Raw genomic sequence first — 17755 nt, 5'->3', positions numbered from 1 at the left:
TCAGACGAGGCCCTGCTCGCGGAATACCTCCATCATGTCGATCTGCGGGCGCGGGCCGACGTGACTGATGACCTCGGCGGCACATAAGTTGCCCATGCGAGCGCAGGCTTCCAGATCGCGCCCTGTGGCAAGACCGTAAAGGAACCCGGCGGCAAACTGGTCGCCCGCACCGGTTGCATCGACCGGCGTGACCTTGTGAACCGGCACATCGATGCGTTTGCCATCCGAGATCACGGTCACCCCGTCGCCGGAGCGGGTGCAGACCACAAGCCCGCAAATCTCAGCCGTTTTGGCCAGAGAGGTTTCGAGGTCCGTTTCAAACAGGGATTCGATTTCGTGCTGGTTGCCAATGACATAGTCCAGATCATGTTCAATCAGCGACAGGAAGTCCGCCCGGTGCCGTTCCACGCAGAACGGGTCGGAAATGGCGATACCCGCGATGCCGTTGCCTGCCTTGGTCGCACGCGCCGCTTCGCGAAAGGCGGTTTTGCCGGCATCATGGTCAAAGAGATACCCTTCGAGAAACATGATTTTGGCGTTACCGGACACTTCCTGGGGGACGTCATCCGATGTCAGGCCTGTTGAAATGCCCAGGTAGGTATTGAGCGAGCGCTCGCCGTCCGGTGTCACGAAGATCATACAGCGCGACGTCGGGACATCGCCGTCAACCACCGGGGGGTTTACAAAATCAATGCCATTGTCGGTCATTGCGCTTGCGTAGAACTGGCCCAGGGCGTCATCGCGCACGCGGCCAATGAACGCCGTTTGCAAACCCAGCGACCCCACGCCAGCAACGGTATTGGCCACGGCGCCTCCCGGCGTCTGAAGCCTGTCGTTCATTGAGGCAAACAGCACCTCGGACCGATCCTGATCCACGAGTTGCATGATGCCTTTCTCAATGCCCATGTGACCCAGAAAGCTGTCATCGGCATGGGTGATCACATCGACAACGGCGTTTCCGATGCCAACAACTTCGTAGGTGTTCATACAGTTTTGTCCTCAAATGGGCAGAGATCCCGGATGATACAGGTCGGACACATCGGCTTGCGGGCTTTGCAATGATAGCGTCCGTGCAGGATCATCCAGTGATGCGCATGCAGCTGAAAATCAGCCGGTACATTGTCTTCAATGGCGCGCTCGACGGCGTCCACAGTTTTTCCCGGCGCGATGCCGGTGCGGTTGCCGAGGCGGAAAATATGCGTGTCCACGGCCTGTGCCGGATGCCGCCACCACATGTTCAGCACAACATTTGCCGTTTTGCGGCCCACGCCGGGCAGGCCCTGCAAAGCGGCGCGACTGTTGGGCACTTCGCCAGCATAGTCCCGAACCAGAATTTCGCTCAGCTTGATGACGTTTTTGCCCTTCTGGCGAAACAGCCCGATTGTCTTGATGTGCTCTGTCAGGCTGTCGATACCCAGATCGAGCATTTTCTGCGGCGTATCGGCGATTTGGAACAGCTTGCGGGTTGCCTTGTTGACGCCTGCGTCCGTTGCCTGCGCACTCAGCGCAACCGCGACGACAAGCGTATAGGCATTCACGTGCTCAAGCTCCCCCTTGGGTTCGGGATCTGCTTCGTGAAAGCGCGTGAAGATCTCGCGGATCGTGTGATAACCGAGCTGTTTTGCCATCTCCCCGGTATGGGAGAATTCCCGTCAGGGGGCAAGAGCCTGCCGGGGCAATCATCGAGAACTGGGTGGTAATTCATCGGGTTTTTAAGGTGAATCTTCACATCTTTATGAGAGCAAGAGCGCGTTTTATGACGTGAGGAGACTTCAATGCCGACGAGCGTGTTTTACGGCTATTCGCCGAACGCCCTTGTGTATGACCCCGGCACAGGCACTTTCATGCTGGACCCGGACTACAATTTCGGGACCGACAGGGTGCGCTTTGAAGTGACCGATGACGATAACTTTCTGGATGGTGACGAGAAAAACAATGAAGTCGGTGAAGACTCCAATCAAACGGGCGTTGTAACCGCCCCTGATGGCGCGCCAATTTCGTCCGGTTTGATCTATGGTGAGCAATTTGCCATTTTGCGGGCGCCCGACGGATCGTACGTCACGATCGACCGCATAGAAATCGGTGGTCAGAACGTCGGCTACGTTCCCTCTGAACCGTTGCAGCCCGGCGTCACCTACAGCTATGCTGGCGGGCGCGACATCGATAATGCGCTGGGGGGACCCGACGGTGACGATACGCGTCTGTCCTACAGCCAGTACGAAGCAAACAGCGTGCCGTGTTTTGGTCCGGGCACCATGATTCAGACCGAGAACGGCGAAATGCCCGTCGAATGGCTGGAGACATCGGATATGGTGTTGACCCGGGATCACGGGTACCAACCGATCCGGTGGATCGGCCGCACGAAGCTGCCCCCGGGGTATTTCAGACAAAACCCGGATGCCCGACCGCTATGCATCCCGGCGGGGTCGCTGGGCGCAAAAGGCCCCGCGCATGACCTGCATGTGACCGGCGATCACCGCGTGCTGATTGCCTCGGCCAAGGCGGAGGCGCTGTTTTTCTCAAACGAGGTGCTGGCGCCGGCGAAGGCCTGGTTGGATTCAGGTCATGCCCGACAGATCGATCCTGCATCTGTTTATTCCGTGACCCACATCGCCTGCGCGCAGCATCAGATCATTCTCGCGCAGGGGGCATGGGTCGAGACCCTGTTTCCCGGACGCGAATGTCTGCGCCGGTTGAGCGCCGAAGATGCGACCCGCCTGCAGGACGCCCTGGGCGAGACCTTCTCCGGCATGCGAACCGCGCGCCAGTGCGTATCACGAAAGGAGGCCGGTCTGCTGATCGAACCCATCCGCAAGAGATCCTTACCCGTCGCCTACCTTAAGACCAGACGTCACGCCTAATCCGCAGGTTCCGGGTCGCACTATGCCTGATGATTTCCTAAATTGTCGGCATGACACAGCATCAGACCCTCCCCGATGACACTGAAACCGCGTATCACTACCGCGTGGTGCGCCGCGCGATCGATCTCATTGACGAGGCGCAAGATCCTTTGTCGCTCGACCATATCGCCGCGGAAATGGGCATGAGTACCGCGCATTTCCAGCGGGTTTTTTCGCGCTGGGTCGGTGTCTCGCCGAAACGGTATCAGCAGTATCTGACACTTGGTCACGCTAAAACCCTGCTGCGGGACAGATTCACGACCTTGGAGGCGTCGCATGCTCTGGGTCTGTCGGGAAGTGGCCGTTTACATGATCTCTTTGTGCGGTGGGAAGCCATGAGCCCCGGTGAGTTCGCCCGCGGTGGCAAGGGCCTCAAGATTTTTTGGGGCTGGTTCGAAAGCCCCTTCGGTCCGGCGGTCGTCATGGGCACGGACAAGGGGATTTGCGGCATCGGCTTCGCCGCGGAAATGGGCGAAGAGGCCACTCTGCAGGATCTTCTGAGCCGCTGGCCCGATGCTGAATTTGTCGAGGATCCGATGATGTTGCGGCCTTGGGTCTTGCAGGCATTCGGTGCGGGCGACGGGTCGCTGGACAAAGCCCCGCTGTTCCTGATCGGCGCGCCCTTCCAGATCAAGGTCTGGGAGGCCCTGTTGAGCATTCCCTCCGGTCAGGTCACTACCTATTCCGAGATCGCGCAGGCCATTGGAGCGCCGCGCGCGGTGCGTGCGGTGGGCACCGCGGTGGGCCGCAATCCGATCAGTTGGCTCATCCCCTGTCACCGTGCCCTGCGCAAGTCGGGCGGTTTGGGAGGGTACCATTGGGGCCTGCCAATGAAACGTGCGATGCTTGCCTATGAGGCCGTGCGCGCGGAAAGTTGATCATATTGTGTGGCCGGCAGGTTGTCGCCGATGGATATTTCCCCTTGGTTTGTGGTGGAACGCACGCCATATATAACGCGTTCACACAAAGACGCCTCGCCCGAACGGGGCCGTAACCATCGAAGGCAGTACACTATGACATTCGTTAAAACTCCGATTATTCTCGCGCTGTCGGGCGCGCTGGTTCTTTCGGCCTGCACCGACCCAAGCCAAATCGGCGCAAATTCAAGCAATCCCAAAGCACAACGGGGCGCTTTGATCGGCGCTGGTGCCGGTGCGGCCCTCGGCGCGTTGTCCAAGGGCGACGGCAACCGGGGCGACGGGGCCATTGTCGGCGCACTTGTCGGCAGCGCCATTGGTGCGGGCATCGGCTATTCGCTGGACCGGCAGGAAGCGGACCTGCGCAACCAGCTCGGCAACGATGACGTCACGATAACCAATACCGGCGATCGCCTGATCGTCAGCCTGCCGCAGGACATCCTGTTCGCCACCGACAGCTTTGCCGTGCGCCCGGACTTGCAAAACGACCTCTACACGGTGGCGGGCAACCTGCAGCAATACCCCGAGTCCACGATTCAGGTTGTGGGTCACACCGACAGCGATGGCGATGCAGCGTATAACCAGCAATTGTCTGAACGCCGTGCCAACGCCGTTGGCAACGTCCTGCGTAACGCCGGTGTTTCAAGCGCCCGCATCCGTACCTTTGGCCGCGGTGAAAACCAGCCGGTGGCCAGCAACCTGAGCGCTCAGGGCAAGGCCCAGAACCGGCGCGTTGAAATCGTCATCCTGCCCAACGCGTGATCGCAGTACATCGGTTGATCGATCGCAAAGCCCCGGAAACTTTCCGGGGCTCTTGTTTTTTGGCGCGGCAGCATCAGGATAAATGCGGACACAGCTAGGAAAGAACTGGAATAATGGCTAACTACACACTCCTCGGTTTGTCCGGGTCCCTGCGCCGAGCGTCTGCAAACATGCAGCTGTTGCGCGAAGCTGCGCGGTTGTTCGGAGACTGTGACTTTGATCTCGGTGATCTGAACCTGCCCCTTTACGATGGTGATGACGAGGCGGAAACCGGCGTGCCCGATGTGGTTCAGACACTAGCAGAGATGATCGAAACCGCAGATGCCGTGATGATATCGACACCCGAATACAACAAGGGGCCGTCCGGGGTCCTGAAAAACGCCCTCGACTGGGTCAGCCGCGTGAAAAACAATCCGTGGAACGGCAAGCCCGTGGCCGTAATGTCCGCTGCTGCAGGCCGTGCAGGTGGCGAGCGAGCGCAAATGGTGCTGCGCGGTTTCATGGTGCCCTTCCGACCGCGCGTCCTGCAGGGCCCGGAAATCCACCTTGCCGATTGCAACAATCAGTTTGACGATGCCGGGCACTTGACCGGCGAGGTCTACCTGCGTGAGCTCGCGGCGCTTATGCAGGCGCTGCGCACGGAAATTGAGCGTCAGTAGGCCGGTACGGAGACTTCGATCAGGTTCTTGTCCGGATCCCGCAGGTATAGTGATGTAATCGGCCCCCTGGCGCCGGTCCGCTGTACCGGGCCCTCCTCGATCTCCACCTGGTGGGTTGTGAGATGCACAATCCACGCCTCCAGAGGCGCGTCGGTCAGCAGGCAGATATCTGCGGTGCCGGGATGAGCGTGGGCGGCTTTCGGATCAAATTCCCGTCCCTTCTGATGCAGGTTGATCTTGCTTTGGCCGAAAAGCAGCGACCACCTGCGCGTGCCGTCAGTCGCCTCGAACTGCTCACCACGCATGCCCAGAACCTGCGTGTAAAAGCGAACCGTTTCGGGGATGCTTGCAACCGTCAGGACCAAATGATCCAGGGCGCGCACGCGGCATTGAATTTCCGATTGGTGCACGTCGTTTTTCCTTGCTAGCTTTTCAATGATGAAAGATGCAATGCCCACGCCATTTAGTCAAAGCGATCCGTTGGATCCCGCCCGCGCGCAGGCCTTGCAGGCAACATTGGGCGCATCTGCCGATTTGGCAGTGGGCGATGAGTTGCCGCCGTTTTTTCATCAGCTCTATTTCTGGACCCCGCATCCTCCCGATCATCTGGGCCGTGATGGCCATCCGAAAACCGGGGGATTGATCCCTGATATGGGTTTGCCACGGCGCATGTGGGCAGGCGGGCGCATGCTGTTTCATCAGCCGTTGCGCCTGGGTTTCAGCGCGGATAGGCGGTCCGTTTGCACCGCGTCGGAGGAAAAATCGGGGCGCTCCGGTGCTCTGGGTTTGGTGACGCTGCGCCACGATATCTATCAGGATGCAACGCTTTGTCTGACCGAATTTCAGGACCTCATTTACCGTGAAGACTCTGATCCCAACGCGCCGGCACCTCAGCCTGCCATCGCGCGCACCGACGAGGATAACCTGCAGAAAACCGCCTTTGATACAACGCTGCTGTTTCGCTATTCGGCGCTTACCTTCAATGGTCACCGGATCCATTACGACGAGGACTATGCCCGAAACGTCGAGGGGTATTCAGGGCTGGTGGTTCATGGCCCGTTGCTCGCGCAATATCTGATGTTGATGGCGCAACGCCTGCTTGGCAGGCTCAAGGCGTTCGAATTCCGTGCGACGGCACCCCTGATGCACTGGGAGACCGCAGAGTTGTGTCAGCGAGGGCACGCGCTGTGGGTCCGTGCGCCTGACGGGCGACAGTGTATGACCGCGACCGCGACGCCGCTTTAGAGCGATGCTTCGACGTCAAATCCGGCCGGAATGTGATTGCGACCTTCCAAGAGCAGGTCGGCCATGACTTCCGCGACTTTCGGCGCCATGCCAAAGCCAATCTTAAACCCGCCGTTGGCAATGAAATGTCCCGGGCGGTCCGGCCATGCGCCTAACATCGGGGCGCGGCTGCGTGCGCGTGGGCGCACCCCGGCCCACCGCTGCACGACCTTCGCATCGCGCAACACGGGGACAGCGTCCCGTGCTTTCGCGATGATGATGTCCAGCTGTGTGTCCGTTTCATGCGGGCTGTCATACTCCCGTTCGGAAGTTGACCCTATGGCCACGGTGCCGTCCAGATGCGGGATCACATGCACTGTATCTGCGAACAATTGCGGAGCGTGCCGCGCGTCATATTGCAGCAATGCTGCCTGTCCTTTGACCCCAGTGCCGACGCTGCGGCTGCGCACCGCATTCAAATCGGTCAGACCGGACACGCCTGTTGCCCATACAACGGGCCCACGGCTTTCGCCATGTGACTGGACCGTGACGCCATGGGCGTCCAATGCGGCCACGAGGGCCATGCAGGCGTTTCGTGGGTGCAGATGCGCGCTCAGCGTGTCGCGCACGATCCAGCCGGTGGGTGAATGCGGCACCCAGGAATGACCGGAGACCGGCTCCACCACCCAGCTTGCCTTGTCTTGCCACAGTTCGGTGGCCGTCTCCGCCCGGCGGTGCGCCAGCGAAAGGGCCGGTTCATCCGCTATGGGCTGTAGTCTGCCAGACCGCGTATAACCGGTGCGTTTGCCACCTGCTGCTTCGACATCCCGCCAAAAAGCGCCCGCCATCAAAAGGCTGTCCAGTTGAAAAGCCTTTTTTGCATTCCAGTTTTCGGGAACATGTGGGGCCAAAGCGCCGACGATGCCACCGCTGCTGCCTGCAGCGGGGCCACAAGGGTCAATCAGCTGCACCCGCGCACCGCGCTGTACGCAAACCCAGGCAATGGACAGCCCGAAAATTCCTGCACCGCGAACGGTCACATCTGCCATTGCCAATCCTCGTGCTGTCCACCAGTGTCGCGATGAATTCCAGCTACCCTTACAAGGCCAGGCCGTGCAGAACCAGATGGCAGACGTGACGTGGGGCAAGAACGGCGTCCCGGTTTCTGATCGTTTTGATGATCCCTATTTCAGCCTTGAGAACGGTCTGGATGAAACGCGTCACGTATTCTTGCAGGGCAACAACCTGCCTGACCGGTTCCGCGACGGCTTTCATGTGGCAGAGCTCGGGTTCGGCACCGGGCTGAACTTTCTGGCGACCTGGAGCGCGTGGAGGGATGCAGATGTGCCGGGTCGGTTCCGGTTCACCAGCTTCGAGGCCTACCCGATGTCGGCGGCGGAGATCGGCAGGGCGCTGGCGCCTTTTGAACAGCTGGCTGATGGTGCCGCCACACTGACGCGTCTCTGGCGGCCGGGTGGGGGTCGTTTCGAGCTGTCTGATGACGTTGTGCTCGAGGTCATAACAGGCGATGCCCGTGTTACCTTGCCTGACTGGGCTGGCCGCGCCGACGCCTGGTACCTTGACGGCTTTTCGCCCGCCAAAAACCCCGAGCTTTGGTCCGCCGATCTGATGCGCGAGGTAGCGATTCACACCGTCGAATGCGGGACGTTCGCAACATATACCGCCGCGGGGTTCGTGCGGCGCAGCCTGTCGGACGCCGGATTCAGCGTCGAGCGGGTCAAGGGTTTCGGCCGCAAGAGGCATATGTCGGTTGGAGTTCTGCAAGGATGACACAATCGAATAATGTGCGTCTGGGCGTCATCCTGATGTTGCTGACGACTATTGTCTTTGCGCTGCAGGATGGCATCTCGCGGCATCTGGCGGCGGAGTACAATGTCTATCTGGTTGTGATGGTGCGTTATTGGTTTTTTGCTGCATTTGTCATCGTCATCGCGCAGCGCAATGCGGGCAGCATCCGTGCTGCCGCACATACGAGACAACCCGTGCTGCAGGCGTTTCGGGGTGTGTTGCTGGCACTTGAAGTCTGCGTGATGGTGACGGGGTTCACGCTATTGGGACTGGTTGAAAGCCATGCTGTCTTCGCCTGTTATCCGCTGCTGGTGGCAGCGCTTTCAGGGCCGGTTCTGGGCGAGAGCGTGGGGTGGCGCAGGTGGGCCGCGATTGCGGTCGGGTTGGTTGGGGTTATCATCATCCTGCAGCCCGGCATGTCAGTCTTCGATCCTTTCGCCACTGTGCCCTTGATCGCTGCCATGATGTTCGCGCTCTATGCCTTGCTCACACGCTACGTTGCGCGCCAGGACAATACCGCAACCAGCTTTTTCTGGACCGGTGTTGCCGGTGCCATCATGATGACCGTGATCGGCATTTGGTACTGGGAACCGATGACCGGCGTGGATTGGATGTGGATGGCAACGCTTTGTGTGACCGGGGTCACCGGCCACTGGTTGCTGATCCGCTGTTACGAGGCCGCCGAAGCCAGCGCAGTGCAGCCCTTCGCATATTTTCAACTGGTGTTCGCGGCAGCGATCGGCATCGCGCTTTTCGGAGAGACGATCCGGCCGAATGTGGCCCTTGGCGTGGCGATTATCGTGGCGGCGGGCCTATTCACCCTTTGGCGCGAACGCCAGCAAGGTTGACCCCGTCAGCTCGTCGATAAATGGCACCGGCATGGCCGGTTTACCCAATCTGGCGCGGTAGACGGGCAGGCTTTCGGCAACGCGCATCACGTAGTTGCGCGTTTCGCGGAACGGAATGTGTTCGATCCAGTCGACCATGTCCACTTCGCCTTTGCGCGGGTCACCGTATTTCAGCATCCACCGATCAGGGCGGCTTGGCCCCGCGTTATAGCCTGCAGACATCATCACGACGTTACCGCGAAAGCGCGAGGCCAGTCTCGACAGATAGGCCGCGCCCAGTTGCGCATTGTATTCGGGATCGGAAATGAGACGCTCCGTACTGTGTTCACCCTTCCGCCCGAGAAGCGCCGCGACCTCCCGCCCAGTTGCCGGCATGATCTGCATCAGACCGCGCGCGCCGACGCCGCTTTGTACACCCGGGTCGAATTCGCTTTCACGGCGCGCGATGGCCAGAACCATTTCAGCCGCCATGGGCAGGTTTTGCTCAGCAACCGGATGCAGCGCATAGTAACCGCGCGGAACCACTACGGCACGCCTGGCCGTGCGTTTCCCGATCATGACGGCCAAATGCGGCTGATCGGTATCAAGGGCCGCCTCGGCCAGAAGGGCCGCCTCCTCGTAATCCAAGCTCTCTGCGAGATGGGTCCAGAAGCGTTCAGCCAGATCCAGCTCGCCTGATGCTTGCAAGAGCAGGCCTGCGACGAAAACCGGTTTTTTGGACAAGGGAGCGTCCCGCCAATCCACGTCGACGGAGCGGGTGATCTGGGCCTCATCAAACGGCAGGTCTGCACGGTCTGCGGCCAGAAGCCCGTAAAAGGACGTTGGATATTGAGCGGCGTCTGCATAGGCCTGATCGGCTGCCGCGACATCGCCCATCGCTTCCAGGGCGCGCCCCTGCCAGTAACCGGAACGCCCTTTGGATATGGGAGACCGCACCGCCGCACCATGGTTCCGGAAGTGCTGAAGGGCGGTTTCGGGCTCTTTCAGCTTGCGAAGCGCTATATACCCCGACAGCCACTCAAGATCTGCATAGTTCGACCCCGACGTCAGAAAATGCCGTGACGCGATTTCGTAAGCGCGTTCGGCGTTGCCCTCGCGCATCTCCTGGCGGGCGATGGCACGGCGGCGGTTTGCCCAGGCTTCGGGATTACCCAGCGCCGCCGCACTCGTCGAGGTTGCCTGCAGCAAGCTCATCGCATCCTCCGCGCGGCCTTTGCGCGCGCGCCAGACGAACCTTTCGTATTGCAGGCCGGGCGCGTTCGCATGGCTTTTGGGCACGAGGGCGATCAGTGTGTCGACACCTTTCGCGCGGCCCCGCAGAGCAATGCGCGCCTTGGCCACGGCCACATCCGCGGCAGGCACGAGATCATAGAGGCGACGCGCATTCTCAAAGGCCCCCGCCCACAGCATCGCGTCCAGACGTTCGGCATGATGGTCTTTCAGCAGCTCTTGGTGATTTGCCAGAAACAAGGCCTGGGCGGTTGCGCCCATCGGCATTGATTTCCACGCAGCAAGTACGGTTGCTTCGGCCCGATCCTCCGCGCCGCTGCGGGAGAGCGCCACGGCATGCCGCAAGACGCCTTCGGGTGTCTGCGCGGGTGTATCGGCGAAAAACGCCAGCACGGCGGAATCGTTTTGAGCGATCACCACCCGTTCGGACTGCTTGCGCAGATACCGTTCGCCGGGCCAGTCCGGGCGCCGTTGCAGGAAAGAGATGACTTCCTCGTACGACCCCTTCCCGGCGCGCAGGCGGGACCATTCGATCACATCGGCGGCGACATCACCATCACGCGCGGCAATCTTGGCCGCCGTTTGCCAATCGCCATCGCGCATGGCATCCATCGCCCATGCGAGCGGGCGGGGTCGCTCTGCCAGTGCTGGCGTGGCGGTCCCAAAAATCACAATCAGTATCGTCAGCCAGCGTCTGATCACTTGCAATTCCCAGCGTTTGAGGGCTAGAGCCTCTGTTACATACAGCTTCATGGTCGCGTATCAAATCACGATCCTGCTGAAATGTGGTTAATCTCAGGCCATTTGCCGGCCAAAATGGAAAAAGGAGCGTGCACATGTTCAAAGGCTCAATGCCTGCCCTCGTCACGCCGTTCAGGAACGGCGAGCTGGATCTTGAGACACTTAAGAAGCTGGTCGAGTGGCATATCGGCGAAGGGAGCAACGGTCTGGTACCGGTCGGTACCACCGGGGAAAGCCCGACACTGACCCACCGGGAACACGAAACGGTGGTGGAAGAGGTTGTCAAGGCTGCAGCCGGGCGACTGCCTGTAATCGCGGGCGCGGGTTCCAACAACACGATCGAAGCCATGCGCCTTGCCCGCCACGCGGAGAAGGTGGGTGCCGACGCCGTACTTGTTGTAACGCCCTATTACAATAAGCCAACGCAAACCGGATTGATCGCGCATTTCACCGCTTTGCATGACTGCTGTGCGCTTCCCATCATCATCTACAATATTCCCGGCAGGTCTGTCGTGGACATGTCACCGGCGACGATGGGCGAACTGGCGAAACTGCCGCGGATTGTCGGTGTCAAGGATGCCACGGGCGATTTGGCGCGGGTGAGTGACCAGCGGCTGACTTGCGGGCCCGATTTCGTTCAGCTCTCGGGCGAGGACGCGACGGCCCATGGGTTCAATGCGCAAGGTGGTGTCGGCTGTATTTCGGTGACCGCCAACGTGGCCCCGAAACTGCTGAGCGAGATGCAGGCCGCCTGCCTTGCTGGTGATTACGCCAAGGCACTGAGCATTCAGGACCGTCTGATGCCCCTGCACAAGGCGATCTTTACCGAACCGGGTTTGGTCGGCGTGAAATACGCGATGTCGCGCCTCGATCTGTGCTCGGATGAAGTGCGGCTGCCGCTGACCAGCCTCTCCGATGCGACACGTGGCCTTGTCGATGATGGCCTGCGCCATGCCGGCCTGACAAATTGACCGGATCGGGCGGAGGGGATCTCCGCCCGCCCTTTCAATTGCACGCGAGGACGTCATGACAGCCCATGGCCGCAGACACGGTTTTGCGTTGTAAGGGAGCGATTATGAACATTCTACCGATCATTGCAGACAGCACCGGCGAGCTGGAATCGATCTTTCGTGACTTTCATGCGCATCCCGAGATCGGATTTCAAGAACAGCGGACGAGCCGTATCGTGGCCGAATTGCTGGCACGGTATGGCGTGGATGAGCTTCATTCGGGCCTCGCCGAAACCGGTGTCGTGGCGCTGATCCGTGGCAGGGGGCAGGGCAACCGCCGCGTCGGCCTGCGCGCGGATATGGATGCGCTGCCCATCGTTGAGAACAGCGGCTTGGACCACCGATCCCAAAACGTCGGCGTGATGCACGCCTGCGGGCACGATGGACACACAACGATGTTGCTGGGCGCGGCCAAACATCTGGCGGCCACGCGCGATTTCGACGGAACGGCGGCTTTGATCTTTCAGCCCGCCGAAGAAGGTCTCGGCGGTGCCAGAAGGATGATCGCGGACGGCCTGTTCGAGCGCTTCCCCTGCGATGAAATCTACGGCATGCACAACTACCCGACCGGTCGCCCGGGCACCGTGGGTATTTGCAAAGGCCCGGCTTTGGCGGGTGCCGCGTTTTTCGATATTCACATTCAGGGTCTTGGCAGCCATGCGGCCATGCCGCACGAGGGGCGTGATGCCCTGATGGTCGCAACGACGCTTGCCAATCAGTTGAACACGATCCTCAGCCGCAATATCGATCCACTGGAAACCTGTGTTCTGTCGGTGACCCAGATCCACGCCGGGAATGCCTATAACGTGGTGCCGGAAAAGGCGCATCTTGCAGGCACCATCCGCTACTTCAAGGAGGATATCTATGCAATCGCCGCGGCGCGCATGCGGGACATCTGCGCGGGGTTTGCACAGGCACATGAGGTGCAGGTCGAACTGGACCTGCGGAACGTGTTCGACGTTCTGGTCAATGATGCGGACCTGTCGGAGGCCTATATGGAAGCGGCAGCGGACATCGTGGGCAAGGGCAATACGTCGACGGCAAATTCACCCGAGACCGGATCGGAGGACTTCGCAGACATGTTGAAGGTCGTGCCGGGCGCTTATTGCGACCTCGGGCACAGCGGCACAGTGCCGCTGCATAACCCGCGTTTCGTGCTGGGCGAGGAAATCCTGCCGATCGGCGCATCCATCATGGCGCGTATCGTTGAAAGGCGTCTGCCGCTTTAGCGTTTGCCGTAATAGATGCCAACCACGTGCTCGGCTTCCGCGAAGAACAGCCAGCGGGCGGTCAAAACCCCGGCTACATGGCTGACTACCGCCAGCAAAACCAGGATATGTGAAAATGGCAGAACCAGAAGCACGAACGGCACCACCACCATCAGGAGCAATGAAATCGCGCGCAGCTTCTGGCTGTGCTTGCGCCCGATCTCATGTACGAATTCACGCAGGAGATAGTTCGTTCCCGTGTGCGGGGGTTCAAAGGCCCGCACGCTGCCGATGGTTCCCAGTCCCGTAGCGGTCGCCATATCGGTGCCGGAATTCGCAAGCGCCTTGTCGCCCTCGACCCAAGTGAAGATCTGCACCAGACCCGCGACAACCAGTAACACCAGCGCGACAGAGACCTGACCGGCAAACAACGCGCCCCCCGCCAGCGACAGCGAGAGAAATTTTACCGGCGTGATGGTCATGTGCCACCGCGGAATGGTCTTGAGCTGGGTATAGATCATCGAGGTGGTGAAGACCGTGGCCAGCGACAGTACCGCACCCAAGACGCCCAGAAACGCGATCCGGGTCTGAAAGAACACCAGACCGGCGGCGTAAAGACCCATGAGGACAAGTGCGCCCACGGCACACCATGCCTCACGGCTCAGCCAGCTGGACCGCCATTGCGTAAACGCCTTGATTGCACGTTCGGGGCGCCCGAGGTGAAAGGTTGACGCCAGCAGGCCACCGACGGCCATGGCGTAGGCGATGGCGAAGAAGGCAAATGCCATCCACCCGGTCACGGCGGGAAATCCAAGGCCCAGAAAGAACAGGAGCCCGAAGCCCAGGCCGCTGAAGGTGGTGAAGAAAATAACGGAAGGTGCCGGGTGCATCAGAGTTTCTCCAGGGTCTTGTCAAGCCAGCTGAGGAAGCCCTTCGGCTCTTCTGCGACGGGTGCGAGGAAAGGGGCCAGAACATCGAATTCTGGCATATCGTCCTTGGGCCGGGGCGGCAGGTACTGGTTCACGGGCTTGGTGCCCTGTTCTGGCATCAGGTCCATGCCGCCGCGTTCGGCGACAAGCTTGCTGACGTCGCTGGTCGCGTCGCCAAGATCGCCGAAATGGCGGGCACCGGCGGGGCAGGTACGCACGCAGGCGGGCTGGCGGTCTTCCTCCGGCAGGTTTTCGTTGTAAATGCGATCAACACAGAGCGTGCATTTCTTCATCACGCCTTCGGCCTGATCGAGTTCACGTGCGCCGTAGGGACAGGCCCAGGCGCAGAGACCGCAGCCGATGCAATTGGATTCGTTGACCAGAACAATGCCATCCTCCACCCTCTTGTAACTGGCCCCGGTGGGGCAGACGGTCACGCAGGGGGCGTCCTCGCAGTGCAGGCAGGATTTGGGGAAGTGAATAAGCTGTGCTGCCCCGTCATCCGGCTGCACCTCGAAGCTGTGCACCCGGTTCAGGAAGGTGCCGGAATTGTCGGCACCATAGGCGTTCTGATCAGACAGCGGTGCGCCGTAGTTTTCAGTGTTCCAGCCTTTGCAGGAGATCACGCAGGCGTGGCATCCCACACAGGTATCGAGATCAATTACGAGGCCGAGTTTCTTTTCGGTCTGTGCCGGGAGCGTTGTCATTTGCCGACCTTCCATGTCAGATCTTTGGGGCCGTGACCGACCGGCGACTTGATGGGCGCGAACCCCGGTTGCGATTCCGTCGCCGGGGCGGCCTTTTCAATTCTGACCTTGAGGTCGAACCATGCTGCCTGCCCGGTGATCGGGTCGGAGTTGGCCCAGCGGAGGCCGTCGCCCTTGGGCGGCAGCAATTCATGTATCAGATGGTTCAGCAAGAAGCCGCGCGTAGCCTCCGGCGCGTTTTCCTCCAGCGCCCAGGCGCCTTTGCGCTTGCCGATGGCGTTCCAGGTCCAGATCGTGTTTTCATTGAGCGCCGCCATTTCCAGCACCGGCACCGTGATCTCTCCGTGCGGTGAGGTGACGCGCGCCCAATCGCCATCCGAAAGGCCATTTTCGCGCATCAGTCTGGTGGGGAGATAGAGCGGGTTGTGCCCGTGCAGTTGCCGCAGCCATGCGTTTTGCGATCCCCATGAATGGTACATTGCCATCGGACGTTGCGTCAGGGCTGTGATGGGAAACTCTTCCGCCTTGTTCTCTTCTTCCGACGAGTACCAGATCGGCAGGGGCGACATTTTCTCACTGATCCGCGCGCGCAGGTGGTCAGGTGGTTGCCGGTCGCCGTGACCCTCTGCCGCCAGCTGGAATCTCCGCATCGGCTCGACATAGAGCGAGAAGAGATAGGGCATCGGTTTGTCATAGAGGCCCATACCCACCGCCCAGTCCTGATAGGCTGCATTCCACGGTTTATAGTAGTTTGACCCGGCGGGGATGTGTTCGACAAAGAACCCGCCGTTCTCGATGTATTTTTCGAGCTGGTTGGGGTTGACCTCGCCACGTCCTACGGACGTGCCGTCGCCCCCCCGCCAACCCGCAAGCGGCCCAATGCCCGGGCGGCGTTCGTGATTGACGATATAATCGCCGTAATCGGCGTATTTCTGGCTGCCGTCCTCGTTCACAAACCCGGGCAGGTTGAGTTTTGCACCGAGATCGCAGAGCGCGGACTGGAACCCTTTGACATCGCGGTCAGGTTCGATGACCGGCCAGCGGATGGCATCTGCCGCAGCATCTGCCTCGCAGATCGGACGATCGAGCAGGGAAATGCAATCGTGCCGCTCCAGATAGGTGGTATCCGGCAGGATCAGGTCGGCATAGGCGACCATCTCGGAACTGTATGCATCCGAATAGATGATCTTGGGGATCACGTAGTTTCCGCTGTCGTCCTTGTCGGTGAGCATGTCGATCACGCCGCGGGTGTTCATGGACGAGTTCCACGACATGTTGGCCATATACATGAACAGAACATCGATCTTGTAGGGATCGCCCGCATAGGCATTGGAAATGACCATATGCATCAGCCCGTGGCTGGACATCGGATTTTCCCAGGTAAACGCCTTGTCGATACGTGCAGGCGTCCCGTCGTCCTTCAGGGCCAGATCGTCCGGCCCCTGTACGAAACCCAGGTGCGGGCCGTTCAGCGCTGCGCCGGGAGTGACGCCAACATGCGGCTTGGGATGTGCCGTGGCGGGCTTCGGGTAGGGCGGTTTGAAGCGGAAGCCGCCCGGCACCTCCACCGTGCCGAGGATGATCTGCAGCATGTGCAGGGCCCGGCATGTCTGGAACCCGTTGGCATGGGCCGAGATCCCGCGCATGGAATGGAAGGAGACCGGGCGTCCGATCATCTTATCATGTTTTTCGCCCCGGAAATCCGTCCAACTCTGGTCGAGTTCGAAGGCTTCCTCGAAGGCGACGCGGGCAAGTTCAGCGGCAATCGCGCGAATGCGCTTGGCTGGAATGCCGCAGCGCTCGGCAACGGCTTCGGGGGTATACTGATCGTCCAGATACATCTCGGCCATCTGGTGAAAAACGGGACGATGGGTCCGGCCGTCTTTTTCGTAGGTGGCAGCGAGATCCGGCTTTACGCCGGGCTGGTCGAAGCGGGTGAGCTTGCCGGTGGCGCGGTCGACGACAAGTTCCTTGCCGTGCTCATCGCGCATCAGCAGCCCGTGGTCCGCCTGACCGGGGTTGTTGATCACCAGCACCGGCGCGTTGGTGTATTGCGCGAGGTAATGCAGGTCGATCTTGCCGGCTTTCATCAGGCAGTGGACCATTGCCAGAATGAACAACCCGTCGGTGCCCGGCGTGATGCCGACCCAATCGTCGGCCACCGCGTTGTAGCCGGTGCGGATCGGGTTGACGCCGATCACGCGGGCGCCACGCGCCTTGATCTTGCCGATCCCCATCTTGATCGGGTTGCTGTCGTGATCTTCGGCCACGCCAAAGAGCATGAAAAGCTTGGTGTGGTCCCAGTCGGGCTGGCCGAATTCCCAGAACGCGCCGCCCATCGTGTAAATGCCTGCCGCCGCCATGTTGACGGAACAAAAGCCGCCGTGTGCCGCGTAGTTCGGGGTGCCGAACCCTTGCGCCCAGAAGCTCGTAAAGCTCTGCGACTGGTCGCGCCCGGTGAAAAACGCGAGCTTTTCGGGATTGTCGCGGCGCACAGGTTCCAGCCAGTCAGTAGCAATCTGCAGCGCTTCGTCCCAGCTGATCTCTTCGAACTCACCCGACCCGCGCGGGCCCACACGTTTCAGTGGTGCGCGCAGCCGTGAAGGGGCGTTGACCTGCATGATGCCCGCCGAGCCCTTGGCGCAGAGAACGCCCTGATTGACCGGGTGATCCTTGTTGCCTTCTATGTAGGCGACCTTGCCTTCTTTCATATGCACATTGATGCCGCATCGGCAGGCGCACATGTAACAGGTTGTTTTGCGAACCTCGTCGGAGACTTTCGGGCTCAGATCGATAACGGGCTGGTTCATG

17 protein-coding genes are annotated in these 17755 nt (G+C 60.4%); 9 read left to right on the top strand and 8 right to left on the bottom strand.

What is annotated here, in order from left to right:
* Positions 1-987 carry an adenosine kinase gene (locus KX928_RS16735; RefSeq protein WP_219504925.1) on the bottom strand — a complete coding sequence of 329 codons (987 nt, stop codon included), beginning with the start codon at positions 985-987 and terminating at the stop codon, positions 1-3.
* Positions 984-1628 (bottom strand): endonuclease III, encoded by a 645-nt coding sequence (gene nth, locus KX928_RS16730; protein ID WP_219504922.1) that lies wholly within the window; start codon positions 1626-1628, stop codon positions 984-986. Before nth ends, KX928_RS16735 begins: the two co-directional genes overlap by 4 nt.
* A 147-nt stretch (positions 1629-1775) precedes the next feature.
* On the opposite strand from nth, the gene KX928_RS16725 reads away from it, so the two are divergent.
* The 4 genes from KX928_RS16725 to KX928_RS16710 all read left to right on the top strand — a co-directional run bounded on the left by KX928_RS16725 (position 1776) and on the right by KX928_RS16710 (position 5238).
* On the top strand, positions 1776-2861 hold the full coding sequence (locus tag KX928_RS16725) for a Hint domain-containing protein (RefSeq protein WP_219504920.1): 1086 nt from the start codon (positions 1776-1778) through the stop codon (positions 2859-2861).
* 50 nt (positions 2862-2911) lie between these two features.
* Positions 2912-3778, top strand: coding sequence for a bifunctional helix-turn-helix domain-containing protein/methylated-DNA--[protein]-cysteine S-methyltransferase (locus KX928_RS16720; protein WP_219504918.1), 867 nt, complete (start codon positions 2912-2914; stop codon positions 3776-3778).
* Positions 3779-3913: 135 nt separating this feature from the next.
* Positions 3914-4579, top strand: coding sequence for a YiaD family glycine zipper/OmpA-like lipoprotein (locus KX928_RS16715; RefSeq protein ID WP_219504917.1), 666 nt, complete (start codon positions 3914-3916; stop codon positions 4577-4579).
* A 113-nt stretch (positions 4580-4692) separates the two neighbouring features.
* Complete coding sequence (locus KX928_RS16710; RefSeq protein WP_219504915.1) at positions 4693-5238, top strand: NADPH-dependent FMN reductase; 546 nt, start codon at positions 4693-4695, stop codon at positions 5236-5238.
* On the opposite strand, the gene KX928_RS16705 is transcribed toward KX928_RS16710, so the two are convergent.
* On the bottom strand, positions 5232-5648 hold the full coding sequence (locus tag KX928_RS16705) for a VOC family protein (RefSeq protein WP_219504913.1): 417 nt from the start codon (positions 5646-5648) through the stop codon (positions 5232-5234). The two genes, KX928_RS16710 and KX928_RS16705, sit on opposite strands and share 7 nt — an antisense overlap.
* 40 nt (positions 5649-5688) lie before the next feature.
* Between KX928_RS16705 and KX928_RS16700 the strand changes: the two genes are divergently transcribed.
* Complete coding sequence (locus tag KX928_RS16700) at positions 5689-6483, top strand: HTD2 family dehydratase (RefSeq protein ID WP_257883854.1); 795 nt, start codon at positions 5689-5691, stop codon at positions 6481-6483.
* Here the strand turns inward: KX928_RS16700 and KX928_RS16695 are convergent.
* Positions 6480-7511 carry an NAD(P)/FAD-dependent oxidoreductase gene (locus KX928_RS16695; RefSeq protein ID WP_219504904.1) on the bottom strand — a complete coding sequence of 344 codons (1032 nt, stop codon included), beginning with the start codon at positions 7509-7511 and terminating at the stop codon, positions 6480-6482. The genes KX928_RS16700 and KX928_RS16695 overlap by 4 nt on opposite strands.
* Positions 7512-7587: 76 nt before the next feature.
* On the opposite strand from KX928_RS16695, the gene mnmC2 reads away from it, so the two are divergent.
* Together mnmC2 and KX928_RS16685 are read left to right on the top strand one after the other, a co-directional pair.
* Positions 7588-8253, top strand: coding sequence for a tRNA (5-methylaminomethyl-2-thiouridine)(34)-methyltransferase MnmC2 (mnmC2, locus tag KX928_RS16690; protein ID WP_219504901.1), 666 nt, complete (start codon positions 7588-7590; stop codon positions 8251-8253).
* Positions 8250-9119: a DMT family transporter gene (locus KX928_RS16685; protein ID WP_219504898.1), complete on the top strand. Its 870-nt coding sequence runs from the start codon at positions 8250-8252 to the stop codon at positions 9117-9119. Before mnmC2 ends, KX928_RS16685 begins: the two co-directional genes overlap by 4 nt.
* Here the strand turns inward: KX928_RS16685 and KX928_RS16680 are convergent.
* The gene (locus tag KX928_RS16680) at positions 9084-11102 is read right to left on the bottom strand and encodes a lytic transglycosylase domain-containing protein (RefSeq protein WP_219504896.1); all 2019 of its coding nucleotides are present in this window, start codon (positions 11100-11102) and stop codon (positions 9084-9086) included. The two genes, KX928_RS16685 and KX928_RS16680, sit on opposite strands and share 36 nt — an antisense overlap.
* Positions 11103-11185: 83 nt before the next feature.
* Here KX928_RS16680 and dapA point away from each other — a divergent pair, with 83 nt between their 5' ends.
* Both dapA and KX928_RS16670 read left to right on the top strand, forming a co-directional pair.
* Positions 11186-12061, top strand: coding sequence for a 4-hydroxy-tetrahydrodipicolinate synthase (dapA, locus tag KX928_RS16675; protein WP_219504894.1), 876 nt, complete (start codon positions 11186-11188; stop codon positions 12059-12061).
* A gap of 104 nt (positions 12062-12165) precedes the next feature.
* A complete protein-coding gene (locus KX928_RS16670) occupies positions 12166-13329 on the top strand; it encodes a M20 aminoacylase family protein (RefSeq protein ID WP_219504892.1) in 1164 nt (387 codons plus the stop codon).
* On the opposite strand, the gene KX928_RS16665 is transcribed toward KX928_RS16670, so the two are convergent.
* The 3 genes from KX928_RS16665 to KX928_RS16655 are packed head-to-tail and all read right to left on the bottom strand — an operon-like array spanning position 13326 to position 17754.
* The gene (locus KX928_RS16665; protein ID WP_219504891.1) at positions 13326-14198 is read right to left on the bottom strand and encodes a dimethyl sulfoxide reductase anchor subunit family protein; all 873 of its coding nucleotides are present in this window, start codon (positions 14196-14198) and stop codon (positions 13326-13328) included. The two genes, KX928_RS16670 and KX928_RS16665, sit on opposite strands and share 4 nt — an antisense overlap.
* On the bottom strand, positions 14198-14944 hold the full coding sequence (locus KX928_RS16660; RefSeq protein ID WP_219504889.1) for a 4Fe-4S dicluster domain-containing protein: 747 nt from the start codon (positions 14942-14944) through the stop codon (positions 14198-14200). The genes KX928_RS16665 and KX928_RS16660 overlap by 1 nt, the downstream gene beginning before the upstream one ends.
* Positions 14941-17754 (bottom strand): molybdopterin oxidoreductase family protein, encoded by a 2814-nt coding sequence (locus KX928_RS16655; RefSeq protein WP_219504887.1) that lies wholly within the window; start codon positions 17752-17754, stop codon positions 14941-14943. The genes KX928_RS16660 and KX928_RS16655 overlap by 4 nt, the downstream gene beginning before the upstream one ends.
* Position 17755 lies beyond the last annotated feature (1 nt).

Origin of the sequence: Roseobacter insulae, from assembly GCF_019375555.1 — a bacterium.
GTDB lineage: Bacteria > Pseudomonadota > Alphaproteobacteria > Rhodobacterales > Rhodobacteraceae > Roseobacter > Roseobacter insulae.
This window is presented reverse-complemented; position numbering and strand designations above follow the sequence as displayed.

Excerpts from the sequence above, each read along its gene's own strand:
- KX928_RS16655 (WP_219504887.1), bottom strand. The coding sequence starts at position 17,754 with ATGAACCAGCCCGTTATCGATCTGAGCCCGAAAGTCTCCGACGAGGTT.
- KX928_RS16715 (WP_219504917.1), top strand. The coding sequence starts at position 3,914 with ATGACATTCGTTAAAACTCCGATTATTCTCGCGCTGTCGGGCGCGCTG.
- nth (WP_219504922.1), bottom strand. The coding sequence starts at position 1,628 with ATGGCAAAACAGCTCGGTTATCACACGATCCGCGAGATCTTCACGCGC.
- KX928_RS16700 (WP_257883854.1), top strand. The coding sequence starts at position 5,689 with ATGCCCACGCCATTTAGTCAAAGCGATCCGTTGGATCCCGCCCGCGCG.
- KX928_RS16710 (WP_219504915.1), top strand. The coding sequence starts at position 4,693 with ATGGCTAACTACACACTCCTCGGTTTGTCCGGGTCCCTGCGCCGAGCG.
- mnmC2 (WP_219504901.1), top strand. The coding sequence starts at position 7,588 with ATGGCAGACGTGACGTGGGGCAAGAACGGCGTCCCGGTTTCTGATCGT.
- KX928_RS16680 (WP_219504896.1), bottom strand. The coding sequence starts at position 11,102 with ATGAAGCTGTATGTAACAGAGGCTCTAGCCCTCAAACGCTGGGAATTG.
- KX928_RS16660 (WP_219504889.1), bottom strand. The coding sequence starts at position 14,944 with ATGACAACGCTCCCGGCACAGACCGAAAAGAAACTCGGCCTCGTAATT.
- KX928_RS16725 (WP_219504920.1), top strand. The coding sequence starts at position 1,776 with ATGCCGACGAGCGTGTTTTACGGCTATTCGCCGAACGCCCTTGTGTAT.
- KX928_RS16670 (WP_219504892.1), top strand. The coding sequence starts at position 12,166 with ATGAACATTCTACCGATCATTGCAGACAGCACCGGCGAGCTGGAATCG.
- KX928_RS16695 (WP_219504904.1), bottom strand. The coding sequence starts at position 7,511 with ATGGCAGATGTGACCGTTCGCGGTGCAGGAATTTTCGGGCTGTCCATT.
- KX928_RS16685 (WP_219504898.1), top strand. The coding sequence starts at position 8,250 with ATGACACAATCGAATAATGTGCGTCTGGGCGTCATCCTGATGTTGCTG.
- KX928_RS16720 (WP_219504918.1), top strand. The coding sequence starts at position 2,912 with ATGACACAGCATCAGACCCTCCCCGATGACACTGAAACCGCGTATCAC.
- KX928_RS16735 (WP_219504925.1), bottom strand. The coding sequence starts at position 987 with ATGAACACCTACGAAGTTGTTGGCATCGGAAACGCCGTTGTCGATGTG.
- KX928_RS16665 (WP_219504891.1), bottom strand. The coding sequence starts at position 14,198 with ATGCACCCGGCACCTTCCGTTATTTTCTTCACCACCTTCAGCGGCCTG.
- dapA (WP_219504894.1), top strand. The coding sequence starts at position 11,186 with ATGTTCAAAGGCTCAATGCCTGCCCTCGTCACGCCGTTCAGGAACGGC.